Origin of the sequence: Pontibacter flavimaris (assembly GCF_001907195.1) — a bacterium.
Lineage (GTDB): Bacteria > Bacteroidota > Bacteroidia > Cytophagales > Hymenobacteraceae > Pontibacter > Pontibacter flavimaris.
This window is the reverse complement of record NZ_LVWA01000005.1, coordinates 888101-904517: the sequence shown is the minus strand read 5'-3', so window position 1 is coordinate 904517 and position 16417 is coordinate 888101. Positions and strand designations below refer to the sequence as shown.

Here is a 16417-nt window from a genome sequence, read left to right as displayed (position 1 = left end):
AGATCAGGAAACCATATGATGAAAAAGCGCCTCCTCCTCACGCTCTTTAGCGCCCTTTGCCTTAGCACACAGGCGCAGGATAACAACTGGGCCTGGGGCGGCCCCCTGGATCCGGCACAGGCTACCTTTGATGTGAAGCACTACACGCTGCGGCTGGAATTGGCCCCCGAGGCACGCACCCTCGGAGGCTCTGTGGATGCTGTGGTAGAACTGGTGGCCCCGACCGATAAGATCAAACTAAACCTGATTAATGCCTATACGGTGCATGGCGTGAAGGTGGATGGGAAGAAAGCGAAGTATACCCGAGGCGACGATGCCCTGGAGGTGCAGCTGAAGCAGGCATATCAGCCGGGCCGGCGCGTGACGGTTACGGTAGCGTATGCCGGCACGCCACCCGAGGCCGCTAACCCACCCTGGCAGGGAGGCTTTACCTTTGCCAAAGATGGGAACGGCAGGCACTGGATCGGTTTATCCTCCCAGAACGAGGGCGCCAAGATCTTCATGCCTTGCAAAGACCACCCCTCCGATGAGCCGGACGAGGGCGTAGACCAGTTCATCTCGGTACCTGCCCCTTACCAGGTGGCTGCCAATGGCATACTTGTATCGGAGAAGAAAAAGGGAAACCAGGTCACTTATCACTGGAAAACGGACTACAGCATCAACAACTACGGCATTAACTTTACGGTGGGAGACTTTGCCGTGACGCGCCGCGATTATATCACCGTGGAGGGTAACACGGTGCCGATGGTGATGTACCTGCTGCGCGAGAATGAACAGAGGGCCACGGAACTGATGGAAATCCTGGAGATCAGCCTGAAGACGCAGGAGAAGTACTTCGGGGAGTACCCGTTCCGGAAGGAGAAAGTGGGCATTGTGGAAACGCCCTACTTAGGCATGGAGCACCAGACCATCAACGCCTATGGCAACAAGTTCCGGTTCACGACAGTAGGCGACGCCCCTTACGACCACCTGCTGCACCACGAGCTGGGACACGAGTGGTGGGGCAACAAAGTGAGCGTGAAAGATTGGGCTGATTTCTGGGTTCAGGAAGGCTTGACCACCTACGGCGACTGGCTTTTTGTGGAGGAGCATGCCGGGCATGAGGCCTACATGAGGCATGTAAAGCTGGTTGCCCGGAACATCCGGAACGAAAAACCGATCATCGTGCGGGAAAAGAATGTTGACTCGGACGAGGCGTACCACGGGGAAATTTACTCCAAGGGGGCTTACGTCATGCACTCGCTGCGCTACCTGCTTGGCGATGAGGCCTTCTTCCGCACCCTCAAAAAGTTTATCCTCGACCCCGCTTATACCTATGGCAACCAGGTCACGACAGCCGACCTGCAGGAGTACTTTACCCGCGAAACCGGGCAGGACATCAAGCCTTTCTTCGACCTTTACCTGCGCACCACGGAGGTGCCGGAGGTGGTGATAGAGCAAGTCTCCGAAAACAGCTACTCCATTCGCATCCCCAACATCAGCTTTACCCTACCCATGGAAGTCAGAACAGATGCCGGAACCCGTCGCTTGGAGCTGTCGGATAAGCCGGTGGAGGTGAAGTCCGAAACGGCTCCGGTGATAGATGAGAATGGCTGGTATTTGAAGAATGTAAGTATAGGGGAAAGTACGTTGTAGGTTTTAGAATTGGATCCAACCACCCCTGGCCCTCTGCTTTCACCCCTCCCCTAAAAACAGGGGAGGGAGCTGTTCGTTATGTGGGCCAACCACCCCTACCCCTCTCCCGAAACAAGTTCGGGATCCAAGACTTGGCTAAGGAGGGGAGACCGTAACTACTTTAGCTAAAGTTTAAGTTTTGTAGCTGCTGGTATTGCGCGGACAGGTCGCGACCTGTCCCTACAAGTATAAATCCCACCCTTATACCCTCCGAGGAGGGGAATTTATACTTACTTCTTCTACCTAACATCCCGAATGAAGTGAGGGATCTATACAGAGTTCTAAAGAGATCTCTCCCAAAGGTCGAGATGACAAGACAACCGCGGCTATCGACCTGATACCCAGTCCTTGGGTTGAGCGCCTTGTGAGATCCGGTGCCCTGAAAGGGCAGCGCCCTGGCGCAGGAGGGAACACAGCGCGATGCCCAAGGACGAGCCCTTTCGGGCTTGAAAGCACCAAAGTATGAAATGAAACGATGGGTAAGTAAACCTGGAGGATCAGCAGCAGCTAGCGAGGATAGCTTGTGTCAAGTGGAAGGAAGCAGCGGCTATGGGTGTATGGCTAAAGTATGTACAAGTATAAAAAGGCACAAGCGGACGCTTGCGCCAGCAGAAATATAAAGTATAGCTTACGCGGATTTGGAAATCCGCAGCAGCCTTGGTTCCGGACAAGGATGTCCGGAACAGCAAGTATGAAAATCCTAAAGTATAGCCACAACCACATTCCCCACTCAAACCCTACCCCTCCTGCTACCGTTTCTGATGAGCTGAAAGTATAAATCAATAGAACCGAAAATGGAAAGTATAAACACAGCCCAACAGATAGACAGCCTTGTGAGAGCGCAGTTGGTGGAGCTGCTGGAAGGCGGCTTTGCCCCTAACGTGATCCTGCTGCGTGAATTCGATTACCAAAAAGCCGGTGTCATACTTGCCGGACTTCACTTCTCCGCCTGGGTTTTGCTTGGCCATATCTGGGCACGGCAACAGACACTGCTACAGTTTATGAGACACCCGGAGCAGGACACGGACGTATGGCCCGACGCCCACTGGCCCGAAAACCACCAACCACAAAGCGAGCAGGAATGGAACGCTGCCATTGATGCCTACGCCCATGAACTGGAAGAAATGATCTCCCTTGTGAAAGATCCGGCCACAGAGCTGTTTAAAGTACAGCCTAACGGCAAAACCCTGTCTTGGGCCGCTATGACAACCCTGCACCATACCGGCTACCACATTGGGCAGCTGAAAACGATTGGCCGGCAACTGGGCGTTTGGTAGCTATACTTGGTACAGGGGCTGCTGCGAGGTAATGATCTCTTCCTTCAACGCCTCAAAATGCTGGTGCGGCGGCTCGGTAGTATAACTCATGGGCTGGCCCTTGAAGGCAGGATATCCCAGAAAACGGAGCAGCGGGCCCGCAATCATATCGGCTTGTGCCGCCTGCGCATCGGTTAGCTGATCCATCCAATAGCCCGACTGCCCCTTTTTCAAGTGCTTCGGGTTTTTGCTTTGGAGGGTGGCGAAGCTCATAGCCTCCTGCAGCTCCGCCCGCTCCTTCCTGCTTAGATCTACCTCCAGGTAATGCAGTAACCGGGTTAGCTCCCGCTGAAAATCGAGCAAAAAGCCCTCGTAAAAAGCGATGTGGATGTTGTGCTCTCCGCTCAGGCGCAGGTGGTCGTATACGTGCCACACCCACTCCAGCATCAGCTCCTCAAAATGCTTTTCCAGGTAGCGTTTGGCGTCGGTTTCTTCCTGCGGATAGTACTTCAGCATATACTCCGAAGTATAATATTTGGAGGCCGAGATGGCACGGTCGCGGGGGTCGCGGAGGATGTATACTTTCTTATCAAACAGGCTGAACAGCTCGCTGCTGCGCTTGCACACCGGCGAGTGCGTCCAGACATGATCGGTTTGGGCCACGTAGCTTTTTATACTTTCCACCGGCATCCGGAAAATGCTGCTGATGCGGTAGCTGTACTGCAAATCGGTCACGTCGAGCACATCTATACTTGCCTGGCTCGGGTAGTTCAGTTCCCAGGTTTTGGCGAGTTCGTATATCGGGTGCCGCTGGATAAAGCTGTTCACTGGCTGGCCGCTTCGGTGTAGGAGCTGCTGTAGGATTTGGTAAAGCCAGAAATTGCCGCATTTGGGTGCCCCGCCCTGCAGTATTTTCATCGGTATGAGTGGTTTAAAAGTATACGATAAGCCTGCTATACGACTTTTAGCGCCTTGTAGCCGTACAAGGTGGGCAGAAGTAGGGCGTTTTATACTTTAAGCCAGTGAAACCGAACCACAACTATGAAAAACATCTATCCCTTTAATTCCAAAGTGGGCTACGGGCAGCGTAGGATGCAGATGCAGCAGGAGCCGCGGCTGGTGTGGCTCACCGGCCTCTCCGGATCGGGCAAAAGCACGCTGGCGCTGCGGCTGGAGCACCACCTGTTTCACCTGGGCTACAAGGTTTTTTTATTGGATGGCGACAACATCCGGAACGGCCTGTGCCGCGACCTGGGCTTTTCCAAGCAGGACCGGAAGGAGAACATGCGCCGGGTGGCGGAAGTGGCCAAGCTCATGCTGGACGCCGGGCTGGTGGTGATCTGCGCCTTCATCTCGCCCTACCGGGAGGAAAGGGAACTGGCCAGGCAGGTGGTGGGGCCGGAGCGGTTTACGGAAGTATATATTAACTGCAGCCTGCAGGTATGCGAGCAGCGCGACACCAAGGGCCTCTACGCCAAAGCCCGGCAAGGACTTATTAAGGACTTCACCGGCATCAGCGCCCCTTACGAAGCACCGCAAAGCCCGCACCTGCTGCTCAGAACCGACCGGGAAAGTATAGACGACTCGCTGCAGAAGCTTATTGCCTTTGTGGAGCCGCAGCTACGGCTGCCGCAGCGCATGAAAGCGGCCATGTAAGTATAAAATTAAGTTGAGGCTGCCCCAAAGGCCAAGGCTGATTTATACTTTTACAGCATCCCTAAATCGCAACCTGGCTCTTAAAGTATACTTCATCCCCTTAATAAAAACCTAATCTCGATGAATATCAACTTAAGTATAACCGACCTATTGCAGGTAGCCCGTACGGCAGCGCTGGAAGCGGGGAGCGCCATCATGCAAGTGTATACTTCCGGGAGTATTGATGTAAGTATAAAAGCCGACGACTCCCCCCTGACCCAAGCCGACCGTGCCGCACACACTATCATCAGCAACTATTTGACGGAAACAGGCTTGCCCATACTCTCGGAGGAAGGCGCGCAGACAACTTTTGAAGAACGGCAGCAGTGGCCTTGGTACTGGCTCGTGGACCCGCTGGATGGCACGAAAGAGTTTCTGAAACGCAACGGCGAGTTTACCGTCAACATTGCCCTGATGCACCAGAACAAACCGGTAGCTGGCATTGTTTACGCCCCGGTGCTGGGGGATTTATACTTTGGTTCGGTTGCAACCGGCGTTTTTAAGGAGGTCGGGGGAGAGAAAACACCGCTGATGCCGCTACCGAAAAGGCGGACATGGCAGGAACTGCAGCAGCTATCAAAACTCACCATTATCGCCTCCCGCACCCACCAAAGCCCCGAAACAGCGGAATTCATACAGCGCTTTCCGGATGCCAGCATCAGCAGCATGGGCAGCTCGCTCAAGTTCATGCTCCTGGCTGAGGGCAAGGCCGATCTCTACCCCCGCTTCGCCCCTACCATGGAGTGGGACACCGCCGCCGCGCACGCCATCCTTAACGCGCTGAACAGAGAAATTTACCAACAAAACCTGCAGCACGAACTGGATTACAACAAACCCAGCCTGCTGAACCCGAATTTTATAGCTTTCTGATCCGGACAAAGTATAGACCTTGCTTACTTTCCATACTTATCCGTACCTTATACCTTATTTTATGGGCTGAGGCATGTCGGGTCGGAGAAATCACCGGAGAACCTGCTGCAGCAAAGTATAACCACCATCTATGGCAACGTATAAATCCCTTATCAGATTCTTCCCCGCGCTGGTAGCCGCGTCACTTTTCGCCGCCTGCCAAAGCGCTAGCCAGCAGGAGCAGGAGAACGAAGCTCGCAACCTGACCTACGACCTGCTGCTGGAGAAAGCCACCGTGGTAGACGGAAGCGGCTCCGCTCCTTTTATAGCCAACGTGCTCATCGGCCAGGACACCATCGCTCTGATAGACAGCGACACCACTATCACCTACAAGGCCTTAAAAACCATACCGGCGGAAGGCATGGTGGTAACGCCTGGCTTTATTGATGCCCACGCCCACGGCGACCCGCTGAAGGAGCCCGAGTTCCGGAATTTCCTGGCCATGGGCGTCACCACCATCTGCCTGGGTCAGGACGGTTTCAGCCACAACAACAAAGACATGGGTGCCTGGATGGACTCGGTGGATACGGCCCGGCCGGGCGTGAACATTGCCATGTTTGCCGGCCACAACTCCCTGCGCGTTTTATCCGGGGCGATGTATGAGAAGCAGCCCGCCGAGGAGCACCTGAAAGCCATGGAAGACCTGGTAGCCGACGCCATGGATGCCGGCTGCTTCGGCCTTACCACCGGCCTGGAGTATAACCCGGGCTACTACGCCACCAGCAACGAACTGAACCGGCTGGCCAAAGTGGTGGGCGCTAAAAAAGGCTTGGTGATGAGCCACATGCGCAACGAGGACGACGCGCTGGTAGAAGCCTCCATCAGGGAGCTGCTGGCGCAGGGGGAGTACTGCCCTGTGCATGTATCGCACATAAAAGTGGTGTACGGCAAGGGCAAAGAGCGGGCGCGCCAGGTGCTGCAGGTGCTCGACAGTGCTCGCCAGAGCGGCACCAAGGTAACAGCCGATTTCTACCCTTACACGGCCAGCTTTACCGGCATCGCCATACTTTTCCCGGACTGGGCCAAATCGCCGCACGATTACAAGGAGGTGCTGAAAACGCGGGGAGAGGAATTGAGAACGTATATGCGCAACAAGGTGATGCAGCGCAATGGTCCGGAGGCAACGCTGATCGGCACCGGCCGCTATACCGGCAAGAACCTGGCGCAGATTGCTAAGGAGCTAAATAAGCCCTTTGAGGACGTGCTGGTGGACAACATTGGCCCCTACGGTGCCAGCGGCGCCTACTTCATCATGGATGAGGAACTGCAGGAGGGCCTGCTGCTGGACCCTTACGTGATGATCGGGTCTGACGGCAGCCCCAGCATGCACCACCCCCGGGGGTACGGTTCCTTCGCCAAGGTGATTGAGACCTATGTGCTGGGCAAGAAAGTGCTGACGCTGGAGGAGGCCGTGAGAAAGATGACCGGCCTGCCTGCCGAAACGATAGGCTTGCAAAAGCGCGGCCTGCTAAAGCCCGGTTACAAGGCCGATCTGCTCGTGTTTAACCCAGCCGAAGTAAAGGAAAACGCCACCTACGCAAAGCCAGACCAGCTGGCCACCGGCTTTCAGTATGTGCTGATCGGCGGCAAGGTGGTAAAGGAGGGCGAGCGATTTACGGAAGAGCGGGCAGGCAAGGTGCTGCGCAAGCAGGCGCAGGAATAAGTTTCCCAGGATGCATAAAAACCTGGTGCGGTCGTGCATTATACTTCCGCATCAGGCTTTTAATCGTACTGGCTTTTCTGCGTCAGTGAGGCAAGTAGTCAAACCTAGGACAATGTCATGAAGAAGCGTAAAAGTATCTTTTCCTTGCTCTGACTCGTAAAAACTACATTAAGTATAAATTTTTGAGTAAATCAGATATTCATTATCAATTGTTTACCAGAAGTATAAATTAAATAAAACTAATATGAAAAAGATAATATTTGCATGTGCAATAGCTGTCGGTTCTATGGGCCTTTACTCCTGCGGGGGCAACGATGGCGTAACCAACGAGGAAGCGGACGGTACTGTCATCGACACAGACACCACCGTTTCTGAGATTGAGGTTGAAAGAACAACACGTGATATTGATACGACCATAGATACCGAAACCGAGACCATCGATACAGACACCACGGGTAATTAACAAGTATAGTAAGATTCAAAAAGACAGGGCAGCCTGCGCTGAAACATGCGCAGGCTGCCCTGTCTTTTTAAACTGCTCCTCAATTTATACCTCTTCCACAATAAGCCTCTCCCTTCTTTTTAGGCCTTATGCTGCCGGTACTGTCTCGCCTTACTCCAGACTTTGGTGGCTGGCTCTCTCCGATCACAAGCAAAAATCCGGTAAAAGGGCGTTTCTGCTCCTGCTGCCTTACGTATACCTACTTCACTAGAAACACAAAGTATAATGGCTGACAGCGGGGAAGAGATAAAGCTGATCGTTTTCGACCTGAACGGCACTTTTTACAACAAGAGCTCGAAGGATGAATTCTACAAATTTGTGGTGAGCAAGCGGCCAAAACGGATTAAGTATATTTTTGAGATGGCTTACTTTAAATTGTTAAAGAAGCTGAACCGGATGCGCCAGACCGAGTTTAAGGAGAACTTCTTTAACTACCTCGACAAGCTGCCGCCCGAACAGGTTGAAAAGCTGGCAAAGGAGTTTTGGGAGCAGGAGTATCCAGAGAACTTTAACAAAGAATTGAGGCAGCACTTTGAGAAGATGCGCAAGGAAGGCGTGCAGCTTTTCTGCGCCACCGGTGGCCTGGAGCTATACGTGAAGCCGCTTTTCAGGCATTTCCCGGTGGATGGCTTTGCCGGAACGGAAGTGAAGTATGAAGGCAGCACCTACAAGGTAGTGGGCGAAGCCTGCAAAGAAGAAGAAAAGCTCCGCCGTATCGCCAGCCATTACCGGCCCAGGAAATTCCGAATTGTGGAGGCATACTCCGATAGCAAGGAAGCCATACTGAAGGAGGCAGAGAAAGCCTTTCTGGTAGATGATGACGGCAAGCTCTCTCCCTATAAAAAATAAGCTGTCCTGCTGTTTAGGCTATTGCATTGCCAGCCTACTTTATACTTTATACTTCACTTCTAGCCCTCGGGCTGCGCCACATATTCGTGGAGCTCGTGGTATATGGCAGCCAGCTTTTTCGGGGGGAAATGCGCGTTCAGCCCGCTCGGGTTCGGAAGCACCCACAACCTGGTCTGCCCTATGGTTTGCTCCTGCAGGCCTATGGCGGCAGTAGCCTTGCCGAAGGCCACGCGGTAAGCGCTGAGGCCCAGCAGCGCCAGCACTTGCGGCTGGTATAAGATCACCTTCTCCACCAGTGTAATGCCTCCCTCAATCAACTCGGCCTTGCTCAGTTCTGCTGCGCTGGCGGTGGCCCTGCCTACCACATTGGTTATGCCATAGCCCAGTTGCAGCAAATCGCTCTCCTGGTGCGGTTGGTATTTAGCTGGGGTAAAGCCGGCGGCATGCAGCGTGGGCCAGAAGCGGTTGCCTGGCCGGGCAAAGTGATGGCCTTTTATGGCAGTATACAGGCCGGGGTTGATACCGCAGAAAAGCACTTTTAAATCCGGGGCAATAAGGTCGGGTACAGTTTTTCCGGAGGCGGCGGCCAGTTCTTCTTTGGTTGGGCTCTTAGTAGATAGCATACCTGTCTTTTACTTCATCCGCCAACTTACGGTTATATTTACACCGCTATTTACCTGACCTTTAACTAAAAGAACCCCACAGAGACAGTATAGGATAGTATGAATTTATACTTATCTTGGATATAGAATATAAAGCAACTTCCGCACATAGTGCAGATAAACGTAGGTTGTCGTTTATACTGTAGTTGGCGGCGATATTAATTTATAAAAAGAAAAAATGGTAAAGCTTCTGACCTTACTACTTCTGATACCATTCCTAACAGTGGGGCAGAGCATTAATTCAACAGAAGTAAAAGGGCAGAGCAACATCTACAATAACGCTCTGATTCAGTATGTCAAGCATCTTGAAAAAAGTACGGTAAAATGTGACACACTTTATTTGAGCAATCAACCCGAAGTAGTTACTGATAGTCTGATGACAAAAGTGGGGAATACAGTTATCAAAATAGTCAAAGAAAGCGAAGGTGAGCTTAGTGAAATCCTCAATAGAAATGATGGGATTATTTACCATTACCTTTTTCCTCTAAAATTTCATAACGGTCAGTTTGATGTGTCAATCTTGCCTTTAGGTGCTAAAAAAGAGAAAGGAGAAATACGGCTGATAAATTCTGGGGGTGGTCGAGCAATCTATTCTTTTGACCAGCAGAAAAAGCAGTTTAAGTTTATCAAGTACGAAAGTTGGGGTATTTAAGAATAACATCCACTAACCCCGCACATAAGCCAAGATTGGCTGTGCCTCGCTCGCTTTATGTACCAACCGTTGGCGGTAACTTTTAAATATAAATATAATGAAGCACCTCATACTCTTGCTGATAATCTTCTTCATGTAACAGTAAGACAAGAACACAAGAAATTGACGGTGTGGAATACTCAGTTACTCCTATAGATAGTTCTGCCAACTTGCTTGTTGAAACGGACAGCTTTTCTGGTGTTGTGTTCAGCGAACATGGGTCACCAAACACTGATGTGTTTACATTTAGCATACTCTTAAGACCTAAGGAAAAAGATAATATTACACCCTTTACACCTTCGCTTGATGATATTGTAGTGGCCGAAAGAATCATGAAAAGATGTGCAGAAGGTGATAAGATAAGTGCTGATAGTTTAGCTATTGGGGAAGTTAATGACCTATCCACTTATAGAAGACAGTACTTTGGGGGTATAAATGAAAGGGGGCAGAAACTGATTTGGATCAACTGTTTTTCCAAAGAGAGTGGTTTTGACCACAAAGATTGGCAAAAAGAAATAGTAGAAGTACAAGACGGTGGTGATTGGTACTTTAACGTTGTAGCCAACATAAGTACAGAAGAGTGTTATAGGTTCTTTAGAAATTCAATTGGTGGGTGAAAAGAACAGCTTCCGCCAACTAAGTGCCGCCTTAACCCTTGCTACACCTCGTTCGCCTTTTATACCAGCCGTTCTTCTCAATCTCCCTATCCTAATCAAACATTAAATATCACTTTCATCTAATATCCTCCGTACTATACTACCATGGAAGAAACGAGGGAACTCCTGGTTAAAAATGAGGAAACCCGGTTGTATACGGTCATCTACCCTAACAGCGGAAAAGATACCGTGATACTGCTGCACGGCGGGCCGGGGGTGCCGGATGGACTTGGCCCGGTGGCCGAGTTCCTGAGCCACCATTTCCAGGTGATCACTTTCCACCAGCGCGGCACACTCAGTTCCCCCTGCTACGCCAGCGATTATTCCATAGGTGCCTACCTGAGCGATATCGATAAAATTGCAGAGCGCTTCAACCTGGAACGGTTTCATCTTTTCGGGCACTCCTGGGGCGGCCTGTATGCCCAGGTGTACGCCTACCAGAACCCGCATCTGCTCCAGAGCCTGTTTCTGTGCAGTCCCGCCTCCGGCACGGGCAGGCAATGGAAAGAGATGGGGTTAGAAGTGGCCCGATACCATAAAGGCAAATGCACGCAGAAAGAGTGGATGGGCATGCTGAAGGACGCCACCCTCGGTTTACTGGGAAACGACAATGCCTACGAAAGGCTCTTTACCCAATATTGCCTGAACTGCAACAAAGGATATGCTGTAAGTGATCCTGTACCCTTGCAGGTAGATCATATAAACGCCAAGGCCATTAACCGGTCCAACCTTGCCCTGCTGAAAGCACCTGAACTGGAGCCGATGATAGACCAGGGCTTTCCCTTTACCATTACCTACGGAGACGACGACGTTTACGGCGCCAGCAAAAAGTATGTGCGGGAGCGTTACCCATACGCGGACTTTATTACGATACCCGGCTCCAGCCACTTCCCGTGGCTGCAAAACGGGCCGGAGTTCTACCGTATACTTTCATCCCACTACGGCCTTATTTCATAAGGAGATTTATACGCAGCCAAAATCAAAGTATAAGCTGGCACTTTAGGGCCTGTTACCTTTTCGCTTACTTTCACCGTACTGTTCAACATAAGCCTAACCTAAATCTTAACCGATGACCTTTTACTCAGCCCACCCCGAAGACTTGTTTTTAGACGCCGCCCGCAAAGGAGACGTGGTTTACCTGAAGCAAGCCATAGAGTCGGGAATAGACCTGGAAGCCAGGGACGGCAGGGGCTACACAGCCCTGATCCTGGCCGGCTATAACGGAAACCTGGAGGCGGTAAAACTGCTGCTGGAAGCGGGCGCAGACGTAAATGCCGGGGATGCAGGCGGAAATACCACCCTGATGGGGGTAAGCTTTAAGGGCTACGATGAGATTGCGCGGCTGCTGATTGCCAATGGAGCCGACCTGAACCTGCAAACCGGAAACGGTGGCACTGCCCTGATGTTCGCCTCTCTGTTTGGCCGGAACGTGCTGGTAAAAACGCTGTTAGATAGCGGAGCCGATGCCACCATCCGCGACATACGTGGCCTGACCGCCTTCGACCTGGCCATACAGCAGGGAAACGAGGAAGCCCTGGAACTATTTAAGCAACACGCAAAGCAACTAGGCTAATCAAACCCCTCCAGCGTACGGCTCCAAAGTATACTTAGGCCTCCTGCTTCTGCTCCAGCTGGAACAGCGCGCTCAGGCCTTGTAGCAACTCCTCCGACTCACCGCGCAGGCAGGCGGCTTTCAGCTCAATGGCTGGCAGCTTCACGATCTTGTTCAGCATACTTTTGGTAATTGCTTCCACGGCGGCTCTCTCTGCTTCGCCCAGGTTCTTCAGGTAGCGGGCAAGCTCCTGCTGGCGTATCTCCTCCAGGCGGTTTTTGAACTGCTGCAGCGCCGGCGACATCGCCATCTCCTTTGTCCATACTTTAAATTCCGCCATGGCTTCTACCACAATCTGCTGTACGGCAGGCACAGCGGCCAGGCGCATCTCCAGGGCAGCTGTGGCCCGGTTGCGGATGTTGTCGATGTTCAGCACGCGCACGCCTTCCAACTCCTCCAGCCCGGCATCGATGCTGCGCGGCATGGACAGGTCGATGAAGAACTTCGGGGTACGCAGCTCTTCGTCTTTCAAGGCGTCTTTGCTGATAAAAAAGCAATCGCCGGGCACGGATGAAACCACCACGTCAGCAATTCTAATCTCCTCCCACACTTGTTCCCAGTACACGGCAGTGGCGCCCGTTTTCTGCGCCAGTTCCAGGGCCTTGTGGTGTGTTCTGTTGGCGATGACGATATTTCTAACAGCGGATTTCTGGAAGTTGTCGCACACATCGGCGCCGATCTCCCCTACCCCGATCATGAGCACGCGCGGGTTTTCCATGCCTTTGGTCAGCTCCTCCACCAGCTCTACCGTGGCGTAAGACACGGAGGCGGCGCCATCGCGGAAAGCGGTCTCGTTCACGGCCTGCTTGTTAGCCGCGAAAATAGTGTGCATCAGGCGGTGCAGGAACGGGCCGGCCATGTTGGCATCTGCCGCCCACTGGTAGGCTTTCTTTACCTGGTTCAGGATCTGCATATCGCCCACCACCTGCGACTCCAGCCCCAGCGACACATAGAACAGGTGCTGCACGGCCTTCTCGTGTTCGGTTATACTCTCAAAGTATGGCGTTATCTCTTTCGTAGCAATAAAGCCCCTTTCCAACGCAATAAGCTTGATCAGCTCGCGGCTAAGGTCCTGCTCGGAGGCATAGTATACTTCGGTGCGGTTGCAGGTAGAAAGTACCAGCACATCACGGGCGTCGGTGAACTCGTTGATCTTGTCGAGCAGGTTCTTACAGGCTATCTCATTCAACGACACTGCCTCGCGTACGGCAATAGGTGCAATTTTGTAGGATAATGTAAGGGCCTTAAACGTGTGCTGCATGGTTTATTTGTCTCTCTTGTATCCTGCAAATTTCTACAATCCCTGCTCCAGGTAATATGACAATTATCATCTATTCAGCCGTTTTTTATCAGTTTAAGGGTAGAAAGTGGCGGAATTTATACTTTGTGGCGTCTTACCGCTCGCGGCGCTCGTCGTTAAAGGCTACGATTAGGTCACAAGTATAAAATGGCAGTTGCTCGAAATTGCGCTTCGGGATTTGTAATCCCGAAGCTCGTACTATGTGGATTTGCAATCCGAGTTTCAGTATTTAGCCGCAGCGCTACGCCTGGCAAAGTATAAAACTGGATTACAAATCCTGACAAGATCATACTTTCGGAATTTATACTTGGTAGTATCCAACCGCCCCTGCCCCTCCTTAACTAAGGAGGGGAGTTCTATTAGTAGATTAGTAGATCAACAAAGTATAAGCTCTGTAGCTGCTGATTATACTTTTTTCTAAAGATGGCAGTCCTATAAAGCTTCCTCAGTGAGTAGCAAGTATAATTCCCCTCCTTAGTCCAGGGAAGGACTAAGGGTGGTTGGACCAGGGTGCTACAAAAAAGAGACGCAAAATTTTGCGTCCCTTTCAGTTACTTTATACTTGTACTTGGCTCATACTTAATTCCGCATGCGCTCCAACTTGCCCTGGTTCAGGATGGTGATGCGGCTTCCGTGGCTGTCGATGAGCTTTTCGTCTTTAAAATCAGCGAGAGTGCGGATAACGGTTTCCTTGGAAGCGCCCACTATACTTGCCAGGTCCTCGCGGGAAATGGCGATCTGCTTCGTGCCGCCCTCCTCGCGCTGGTACTGCTTCTCCACCAGCAGCAGGGCCTCCGCCACGCGCTTGCGCACCGAGTTATAGGCCAGTTTCAGCAGGCGCTCCTCGCGTTCAGCCAGGTTATCCGAAAGTATCTTGATGAACTTGCTGGCCACATCGCGGTTGCGGTGCAGCAGCGAGAAAAAGTCCTCTTTCGGGATGATGTATACTTCCGACTCCTCCAGTGCCATGGCCGATTCGCGGTAGTGGCTTTCCTCCAGCAAATCGAGGTAGCCGATAAAGTCGCCTTCCTTGTAAAGGTGGGTAATGTACTCCCGCCCCTCCTCATTGGACTTAAAGGTTTTTACGCGGCCCTTGTTGAGCAGGTACAGGGCGTTGGGCCTGTTGCCCTCCATAAACAGGAACTGCTTTTTCTTCAGTACCGACAGGCGGCGCTCTGCCGAGAATAGCTGCTCCAGTTCTTCGTAGCCCTTGGCCTCCTCAATAAACTCCTCCAGCCCCTCCGCGTTCTTTTTAAAGTTTGCCTGCAGCAACTGGTTCTTTTTCAGGCGCATCTCAATGGCGTCCAGCAGCTCCACATCGTCAAAGGGCTTGGTCAGGTAATCGTCGGCCCCCAGGTTCATGCCTTTCCGGAAATCCTCTTTCTCGGTCTTCGCCGTCAGGAAGATAAAGGGGATGCTTGCCGTGGCAGGGTCCTTGCTGAGCAGGTGCAGCACGCCGTAGCCGTCCAGTTGGGGCATCATGATATCGCAGATAATAAGATCGGGCTGCTCTTTCCGGGCCAGGTCTACGCCCACCCGGCCATTCTCGGCCTCCACCACCGCATAATTGGCCAGCGACAGGATCTCAGCCGTGTTTTCCCGTATCTCGGTGTTATCCTCTATCAATAATATTTTTTTCATGCGTCAGCGATGTTTGGAAACGTTATGGTAAAGGTAGTGCCTTTATCTAATTCACTGTCATACTCCATAGAACCGTTCATGATCTCCACATACCTTTTTACGATGTTCAGCCCCAGACCAGTGCCCTGTATGTTGGTAACGTTCTGGGCCCTGAAGAACGGTGTAAAGAGGTGCGCCTGGTCAACCTTAGGTATGCCGATGCCCTGGTCCTGTACGGTTATGGTTAAGGTGTCCTGCTCCAGGGCAGTGGTAAAAATCACCGTTTTGCCCTCGGTCGAGTACTTGCTGCCATTGGAGAGCAGGTTCAGCAGGATGTTCTTCAGCAGCTGCTTGTCAATGGTCACGGTATCGTGGTCGCCGGTGTGGCGGTAATCTATCTTCTGCCCCTTTTTCAGGTAGCCTCTCATCTCCTCCACTATCTCCCGCACAAATGGCTTCAGGCTGAAGGTGCTGGGCACATTGTAGATACGCCCTTCCTCTATGCGGCTGATGGACAGAAAATCGTTCAGAATGGTAGTGAGGTTGCTTACCGCCGATTTTATCCGATCCACGTGCTTCTGCCGCTTCTCATCGTCCTGCTCGGTTTTATACTTGCTTACCAGGGAGGCCGACGAAAGCACCGTGCTTAGCGGCGTCCTGAACTCATGCGAAGCGATGGTCACGAACCGGGACTTCAGCTCGTTCAGCTCCCGCTCCTTCTGCAGCGCTTTCTGTATTTCCTGCTGCGCCTCCTCCAGGCTGCGGTTGGTTTGCTCCAGCTTGGTGATGGCCTCGGCCAGTTCCTGCGTGCGCTCCTCCACCCGCTGTTCCAACTGCGAGTTGAGCTTGTGAATCTCGCCCAGGCTCTTGGCGTGCTCCAGGCTGTAGCGGATGGACCGCTCCAGGTCGAAGGGGTTGAAGGTGCCTTTCACCAGGTAATCCATCGCGCCCACCTTCATGGCTCTCTCATCGGTCTGGCGGTCGCTCTGCCCGGTAAGCAGTATAAAAGGGGCTTTGGCGCCTTCCTCCACTGCCTTGGTGATCAGCTCCAGGCCATCGTGCGCCCCCAGGTAGTAATCCACCAGGTACACGTCATACTTATCCTGCCGGATCAGCTCCAGCGCCTCCCCAAACGACGACGACCAATCAAGCGAGAAGTTGCGCCCGGGAATATCATCCATGATGTCCCGGGTGATGATGTAGTCATCCTCGTCGTCGTCTACCAGCAGAACTTTTATATTATCAGGCATAGTTGGGAGTTAGAAAGTTAGAAGGTTAAAAAGTTAGAAAGTGGTGTGGGGGAAGGAGAATAAAATTTATACTTATGA

The 16417-nt window shown here is 52.2% G+C and carries 16 protein-coding genes; 11 read left to right on the top strand and 5 right to left on the bottom strand.

Annotation, left to right across the window (positions count from 1 at the left end):
• The first annotated feature begins 18 nt into the window (after window positions 1–18).
• Entirely contained in the window at window positions 19–1635 is a 1617-nt protein-coding gene (locus tag A3841_RS12100) for a M1 family metallopeptidase (protein WP_083610348.1), read from the top strand.
• 833 nt (window positions 1636–2468) lie between these two features.
• Complete coding sequence (locus A3841_RS12095) at window positions 2469–2951, top strand: hypothetical protein (protein WP_073852535.1); 483 nt, start codon at window positions 2469–2471, stop codon at window positions 2949–2951.
• Here A3841_RS12095 and A3841_RS12090 read toward each other — a convergent pair whose 3' ends face one another.
• Window positions 2952–3848 carry a sulfotransferase domain-containing protein gene (locus A3841_RS12090; protein WP_073852534.1) on the bottom strand — a complete coding sequence of 299 codons (897 nt, stop codon included), beginning with the start codon at window positions 3846–3848 and terminating at the stop codon, window positions 2952–2954.
• 123 nt (window positions 3849–3971) lie between these two features.
• Between A3841_RS12090 and cysC the strand changes: the two genes are divergently transcribed.
• From cysC to A3841_RS12065, 5 genes are all read left to right on the top strand, one after another.
• Window positions 3972–4586, top strand: a complete 615-nt coding sequence (gene cysC, locus A3841_RS12085; RefSeq protein WP_073852533.1) for an adenylyl-sulfate kinase — start codon at window positions 3972–3974, stop codon at window positions 4584–4586.
• Between the two features lie 120 nt (window positions 4587–4706).
• Entirely contained in the window at window positions 4707–5495 is a 789-nt protein-coding gene (cysQ, locus tag A3841_RS12080) for a 3'(2'),5'-bisphosphate nucleotidase CysQ (protein ID WP_073852532.1), read from the top strand.
• A 130-nt stretch (window positions 5496–5625) separates the two neighbouring features.
• Window positions 5626–7197, top strand: a complete 1572-nt coding sequence (locus A3841_RS12075) for an N-acyl-D-amino-acid deacylase family protein (RefSeq protein ID WP_235861382.1) — start codon at window positions 5626–5628, stop codon at window positions 7195–7197.
• 286 nt (window positions 7198–7483) lie between these two features.
• A complete protein-coding gene (locus A3841_RS20295; RefSeq protein WP_170866181.1) occupies window positions 7484–7660 on the top strand; it encodes a hypothetical protein in 177 nt (58 codons plus the stop codon).
• A gap of 264 nt (window positions 7661–7924) precedes the next feature.
• Complete coding sequence (locus tag A3841_RS12065) at window positions 7925–8548, top strand: HAD-IB family phosphatase (RefSeq protein ID WP_073852530.1); 624 nt, start codon at window positions 7925–7927, stop codon at window positions 8546–8548.
• A gap of 59 nt (window positions 8549–8607) precedes the next feature.
• Here A3841_RS12065 and mug read toward each other — a convergent pair whose 3' ends face one another.
• Complete coding sequence (gene mug / locus A3841_RS12060) at window positions 8608–9171, bottom strand: G/U mismatch-specific DNA glycosylase (RefSeq protein WP_073852529.1); 564 nt, start codon at window positions 9169–9171, stop codon at window positions 8608–8610.
• Window positions 9172–9388: 217 nt separating this feature from the next.
• On the opposite strand from mug, the gene A3841_RS12055 reads away from it, so the two are divergent.
• The 4 genes from A3841_RS12055 (at window position 9389) to A3841_RS12040 (ending at window position 12130) form a co-directional block, all read left to right on the top strand.
• Entirely contained in the window at window positions 9389–9862 is a 474-nt protein-coding gene (locus A3841_RS12055; RefSeq protein WP_073852528.1) for a hypothetical protein, read from the top strand.
• A 170-nt stretch (window positions 9863–10032) separates the two neighbouring features.
• Window positions 10033–10518, top strand: coding sequence for a hypothetical protein (locus A3841_RS12050; protein ID WP_139307943.1), 486 nt, complete (start codon window positions 10033–10035; stop codon window positions 10516–10518).
• Between the two features lie 144 nt (window positions 10519–10662).
• Window positions 10663–11514 (top strand): alpha/beta fold hydrolase, encoded by an 852-nt coding sequence (locus A3841_RS12045; protein ID WP_073852526.1) that lies wholly within the window; start codon window positions 10663–10665, stop codon window positions 11512–11514.
• Between the two features lie 112 nt (window positions 11515–11626).
• Window positions 11627–12130 (top strand): ankyrin repeat domain-containing protein, encoded by a 504-nt coding sequence (locus A3841_RS12040; RefSeq protein ID WP_073852525.1) that lies wholly within the window; start codon window positions 11627–11629, stop codon window positions 12128–12130.
• Window positions 12131–12164: 34 nt separating this feature from the next.
• On the opposite strand, the gene hemA is transcribed toward A3841_RS12040, so the two are convergent.
• From hemA to A3841_RS12025, 3 genes are all read right to left on the bottom strand, one after another.
• Entirely contained in the window at window positions 12165–13430 is a 1266-nt protein-coding gene (gene hemA, locus A3841_RS12035; protein WP_073852524.1) for a glutamyl-tRNA reductase, read from the bottom strand.
• Between the two features lie 618 nt (window positions 13431–14048).
• The gene (locus A3841_RS12030; RefSeq protein ID WP_073852523.1) at window positions 14049–15110 is read right to left on the bottom strand and encodes a response regulator; all 1062 of its coding nucleotides are present in this window, start codon (window positions 15108–15110) and stop codon (window positions 14049–14051) included.
• Entirely contained in the window at window positions 15107–16339 is a 1233-nt protein-coding gene (locus A3841_RS12025; protein WP_073852522.1) for a hybrid sensor histidine kinase/response regulator, read from the bottom strand. Before A3841_RS12025 ends, A3841_RS12030 begins: the two co-directional genes overlap by 4 nt.
• Window positions 16340–16417 lie beyond the last annotated feature (78 nt).

Excerpts from the sequence above, each read along its gene's own strand:
- A3841_RS12055 (WP_073852528.1), top strand. The coding sequence starts at position 9,389 with ATGGTAAAGCTTCTGACCTTACTACTTCTGATACCATTCCTAACAGTG.
- A3841_RS12095 (WP_073852535.1), top strand. The coding sequence starts at position 2,469 with ATGGAAAGTATAAACACAGCCCAACAGATAGACAGCCTTGTGAGAGCG.
- cysQ (WP_073852532.1), top strand. The coding sequence starts at position 4,707 with ATGAATATCAACTTAAGTATAACCGACCTATTGCAGGTAGCCCGTACG.
- mug (WP_073852529.1), bottom strand. The coding sequence starts at position 9,171 with ATGCTATCTACTAAGAGCCCAACCAAAGAAGAACTGGCCGCCGCCTCC.
- A3841_RS12045 (WP_073852526.1), top strand. The coding sequence starts at position 10,663 with ATGGAAGAAACGAGGGAACTCCTGGTTAAAAATGAGGAAACCCGGTTG.
- A3841_RS12090 (WP_073852534.1), bottom strand. The coding sequence starts at position 3,848 with ATGAAAATACTGCAGGGCGGGGCACCCAAATGCGGCAATTTCTGGCTT.
- A3841_RS12040 (WP_073852525.1), top strand. The coding sequence starts at position 11,627 with ATGACCTTTTACTCAGCCCACCCCGAAGACTTGTTTTTAGACGCCGCC.
- A3841_RS12075 (WP_235861382.1), top strand. The coding sequence starts at position 5,626 with ATGGCAACGTATAAATCCCTTATCAGATTCTTCCCCGCGCTGGTAGCC.
- hemA (WP_073852524.1), bottom strand. The coding sequence starts at position 13,430 with ATGCAGCACACGTTTAAGGCCCTTACATTATCCTACAAAATTGCACCT.
- cysC (WP_073852533.1), top strand. The coding sequence starts at position 3,972 with ATGAAAAACATCTATCCCTTTAATTCCAAAGTGGGCTACGGGCAGCGT.
- A3841_RS12025 (WP_073852522.1), bottom strand. The coding sequence starts at position 16,339 with ATGCCTGATAATATAAAAGTTCTGCTGGTAGACGACGACGAGGATGAC.
- A3841_RS12030 (WP_073852523.1), bottom strand. The coding sequence starts at position 15,110 with ATGAAAAAAATATTATTGATAGAGGATAACACCGAGATACGGGAAAAC.
- A3841_RS12100 (WP_083610348.1), top strand. The coding sequence starts at position 19 with ATGAAAAAGCGCCTCCTCCTCACGCTCTTTAGCGCCCTTTGCCTTAGC.
- A3841_RS12065 (WP_073852530.1), top strand. The coding sequence starts at position 7,925 with ATGGCTGACAGCGGGGAAGAGATAAAGCTGATCGTTTTCGACCTGAAC.
- A3841_RS20295 (WP_170866181.1), top strand. The coding sequence starts at position 7,484 with ATGGGCCTTTACTCCTGCGGGGGCAACGATGGCGTAACCAACGAGGAA.